This window comes from Arthrobacter sp. Hiyo1, from assembly GCF_001263615.2.
GTDB lineage: Bacteria > Actinomycetota > Actinomycetes > Actinomycetales > Micrococcaceae > Arthrobacter.
On sequence record NZ_DF952473.1, the window covers coordinates 119,686 to 123,896 of the forward strand.

The window sequence follows — 4,211 nt, forward strand, 5'->3', positions numbered from 1 at the left end:
CGACGACCTCGACATTTGCCGCCGCGGCAGAACCCGGACTCACTTCTGTCCGTGTACCCATCGACCGAAGCGGCGCCCTCAGCCTTGAGCTCCTCCTGGAGCAGATGGCCGGAAAGCCGATGGCCACGGAAGCCGTCCACCTCAGTTCCCAACTCATCGTGCGTGGCTCCACTTTTGCCGCGCGCACCGCAGAGCAAGCCCTCCAGGGAAAGTAGCCATGAGAATCGTCATCGCAGACCCCAACCTGATGCCCCACCGCTCCACCTTCGAAGCCGCACTCCCCGAGGCGCCCTCACCTCCTGGCACGACAGCTGGAGCGAGCATGCGGTGCTCACCGACCTCAAAGATGCCGACGTCTACGTCGGGCCACGCTTCACCGAAGCCATGGGCTCGGCCGCGGGCAACTTGCGCCTGGTCCACGTGGGCGGTGCCGGATACGACGGTATCGACGCGTCCGCACTGCCCGCAGGGGCGGTGTGCGCGAACACCTTCCACCACGAAAGCTCCATTGCCGAACATATCGCCGCGGTTTTGGTGGCCCTCCGTCGCAACCTGATCGGCCAGGACGCGGCGCTGCGGAGCGGTGTCTGGTCATCCTCCGTCTACTCTTCCGAGATCCGGCAACCGGAAACACTCCGCGGCGCCGTGGTGACCTTCCTCGGGTTCGGGCACATCGGCGGGGCAGCATGGTCGCTCCTTAGGGCCTTCGGCGCCGAGGGCATCGCCATCACCCGCAGCGGAAGCGTGGACGCACAGGCGAACTCCTTGCGCTGGGCAGGTACCACCGAACGCCTCGGCGAGGCACTGAGCGAATCCGACATCCTCGTGGTCAGCATTCCGCTCACGGAGCAAACCACCGGCATCGTAGGCGCGGCCGAACTCGACGACCTCGGCCCGGACGGCTTGCTCGTCAACATTGCCCGCGGACCGGTCGTCGCCGAAGCCGCCCTCTACGAAGCCCTGAAAGACCGGCGGATCGCGGGCGCTGCGATTGATGTCTGGTACCAATACCCGGGCACTGACGGCCGCGGCGACCCTTCCACCCTGCCGTTCGGCCGGCTGGACAACGTCATCATGACCCCGCACTCCTCCGGCGTCACTGCAGAGACCTTCCGCAGCCGTGCACTTGAGATTGCCGAAAACATCACCCGCCTTTCCACGAACCAGCCGCTGAAGAATGTAGTGATTTCCCGATGACCCGAAAAATCGTCGACGTCGACGTCCTGGTAACCAGCCCCAGCCGCAACTTCGTCACCCTCAAGATCACCACCGACGACGGCATCGTCGGATGGGGTGACGCGACCCTGAACGGCCGCGAACTCTCTGTCGCGAGCTATCTGCGCGATCACCTTGCCCCAGCCCTGCTGGGCAGGGACGCGGACCGCATCGAAGACACCTGGCAATACTTTTACAAAGGTGCATACTGGCGCCGCGGGCCGGTGACCATGGCCGCGATCGGCGCCATCGACCTCGCCCTCTGGGACATCAAAGGCAAGGCCCTCGGGGTTCCGGTCTACCAACTCCTGGGCGGCGCGGCCCGCGACAAGATCCTCACGTACACGCACGCCACCGGCTGGGACCTTCCGGAGTTGCTGGACTCGATAGACCAACGCCGCGAGCAGGGCTTCCGCGCCGTCCGTGCCCAGTCCGGCGTCCCCGGCCTCGACAAGGTTTATGGCGTCACCAAGGGTGCCGCGAGTTATGAACCGGCCGGACGCGGTGCCGGTCCAGTCGAAGAAGACTGGGACACCTCTGCCTACCTGCGCCACGCCCCGAAGATCCTCTCCGCAGTGCGTGAGCACGTCGGCCCCGAGCTCAAGCTCCTCCACGACGTCCACCACCGGCTCAACCCCACCGAAGCCGCCCGCTTGGCCCGCTCTTTGGAAGACGTGGACCTGTTCTGGCTCGAGGACGCCACCCCCGCCGAGAACCAGCGGTTGCTCCGTACGCTGCGTCAGCAGACCACCATTCCCTTGGCCATCGGCGAAGTCTTCAACACCGTCTGGGACGCCGAGTTGCTCATCACTGAACGGCTCATCGACTACATCCGCACCGCCGTCGTACATGCCGGAGGCATCTCCCACGTACGCAAGATCCTGCTCTCGCCGAGGTCTACCAGATCAAGGGCGCACCCCACGGCCCGTCCGACGTCTCCCCCATCAACTGTCCGCTTCGCTGCACCTCGGCCTTGCCACCAGCAACTTCGCCATCCAGGAGTACATGGGGTACGACCCCTTGGTCTCGGAGGTGTTCCAATCGAGCTTCCGCTTCGAGGACGGCTACCTGCACCCAGGTGACGAGCCCGGCCTGGGCGTCCAGGTTGACGAAGCAGCCGCAGCCCGCTTCCCGTACACGCAGGCCTTCCTGCCCATCGCGCGGGAGCTCGATGGCTCCATGAAGGACTGGTGACCCATGGCCACACCAATCCTGCCGCCGCTGAACGCGGGAACACCAGGAATCCTTCGGCGAACTGCCGCCCCGGCTCCCGGCATCGTGCACCTCGGTTTCGGAAACTTCCACCGCGCACACCAGGCCGTGTACACGGAAGCCGCCATAGCCTCCCGCGGTGGTGACTGGGGAATCATCGGAGTTTCCAGCCGTTCCTCAGCCATTACCGACGCCATGCACGCCCAGGACATGCTCTACACCGTGGTGGAAATCTCACCCGAGGGATCGAAGTTCTCGACCCCTCGCGTGCACACAGATGCCTTCGTCGCGGCCCAGGAACCGCAGCGCGTGGTGGCCGTCATCGGTGCCGAGACCACGCGCATCGTGTCCCTGACGGTCACGGAAAACGGCTACACCTACAGCCCGGCAACAGGCTCGCTGAACGTTTCCGACCCTGACGTGCAGCACGATCTCGCCAACGGCGCTGCCCCCCGCACCCCGATCGCAGATCGTCCGCGGACTTCAGCAGCGGGCACGAACCCACGGTAAACCAGTGACGGTCCTCAGTTGCGACAACCTGGCGGACAACGGGCACCACACCCAACGGCTCGTCCGCGAATTTGCCTCATTGCTCCCGGCCGGCGAGGCGCCGAGGCGCTGCAATGGATCGATGCGAACGTCACCTTTCCGTCATCCATGGTGGACCGGATCGTGCCCGCCACGACGGACCGCTACCGTAGCCTCGTCGCCGAACAACTCGGCTATGCGGACCAGATCCCCGTGCCAGCAGAGCCATTCACGATGTGGATCCTGGAGGACGACTTCATAGCCGGCCGCCCTGCTTGGGAGGCCGGAGGTGCGATCTTCACGGACGACGTCGCAGGCTATGAGCAACTCAAGGTCAGGCTCTTGAACGGCACCCATTCCCTGATCGCGTACCTCGGAGCGCTGTCCGGAGCGGCCACCATTCCCGATGCTGCTGGCATCGACTACATCGAAGCCGCCGCCCGCCGGGTCCTCCGCGACGAGTACCTGCCAAGCGTCACTGTGCCAGGGGCCGTCGACGTCGACGCCTACGAGGAGCAACTCTTCCTGCGTTGGCGCAATTCGGCATTGGGGCACCGGACCAGCCAGGTAGGCAGCGACGGATCCGTCAAACTCCGCCAGCGGATCCCGATTCCCGCCTTGGAAATGCTCGACGCCGGGGCCATGCCCCACTACCTCGCCCTCACCGTCGCCGCGTATCTCTCATGCATCGCACCTCTTCGAGGATTCGACCCCGGCAACCACGCCAACGCGATGCAGGACCCCGCCCGCGGGACACTCCAGGACCTCGCAGCGGGATCCAGCTCCGGGCGGGACCTCGCGGCGAAGGTACTCGGCGAACACCATCTCCTAGGTGACGAACTCGCGACCCGCGAAAGCTTCGTCCGGCGCACAGGCGAGCTGATCGACATCATCCACCGGCAAGGTCCCCTCGCCGCCGCAAACGCTGCCGCCGAGTCAACGTCACTACTTCCCGCACAGACCCGGAGCATCCGATGACCACCCAAACAGTCCGCCGCGCCGACGGAACCTCCCTGCCGCTGACCACGGAAGCCGCAGTGCTCCACGGCGCAGGCGAACTCCGGATCGAAGAGAAACCCCTCAAAGCCATGGGGCCGAAAGATGTCATCGTTGAAATGCGTTCGGGCGGCATCTGCGGCTCGGACATGCACTACTTCGCCGACGGCCGCAACGGCACCAATGTCCTCCGGCAGCCCACTGTCCTCGGCCATGAGGGAGCCGCCGTCGTCATTGCGGCCGGTGAAGCTGCAAGCATT

The 4,211-nt window shown here is 65.4% G+C and carries 5 protein-coding genes and 1 pseudogene; all 6 read left to right on the forward strand.

All coding sequences use genetic code 11. The annotated features are described in order from the left end of the window. Positions 1-215 (forward strand): substrate-binding domain-containing protein (locus tag AHiyo1_RS16055; protein WP_253257395.1); only part of this gene is annotated, 215 nt, incomplete at its 5' end. A 112-nt stretch (positions 216-327) separates the two neighbouring features. Further along, positions 328-1,197: a 2-hydroxyacid dehydrogenase gene (locus tag AHiyo1_RS16060; protein ID WP_253257396.1), complete on the forward strand. Its 870-nt coding sequence runs from the start codon at positions 328-330 to the stop codon at positions 1,195-1,197. Further along, positions 1,194-2,409: pseudogene (manD, locus tag AHiyo1_RS16065) on the forward strand (D-mannonate dehydratase ManD). Before AHiyo1_RS16060 ends, manD begins: the two are co-directional and overlap by 4 nt. A 3-nt stretch (positions 2,410-2,412) precedes the next feature. Next, a complete protein-coding gene (locus tag AHiyo1_RS27030) occupies positions 2,413-2,937 on the forward strand; it encodes a hypothetical protein (protein WP_253257397.1) in 525 nt (174 codons plus the stop codon). 18 nt (positions 2,938-2,955) lie between these two features. Further along, positions 2,956-3,933, forward strand: a complete 978-nt coding sequence (locus AHiyo1_RS27035; protein ID WP_275937072.1) for a hypothetical protein — start codon at positions 2,956-2,958, stop codon at positions 3,931-3,933. After that, the coding region (locus AHiyo1_RS16075; RefSeq protein ID WP_148667625.1) for an alcohol dehydrogenase catalytic domain-containing protein at positions 3,930-4,211 on the forward strand (282 nt) is incomplete at its 3' end. The genes AHiyo1_RS27035 and AHiyo1_RS16075, both read left to right, overlap by 4 nt.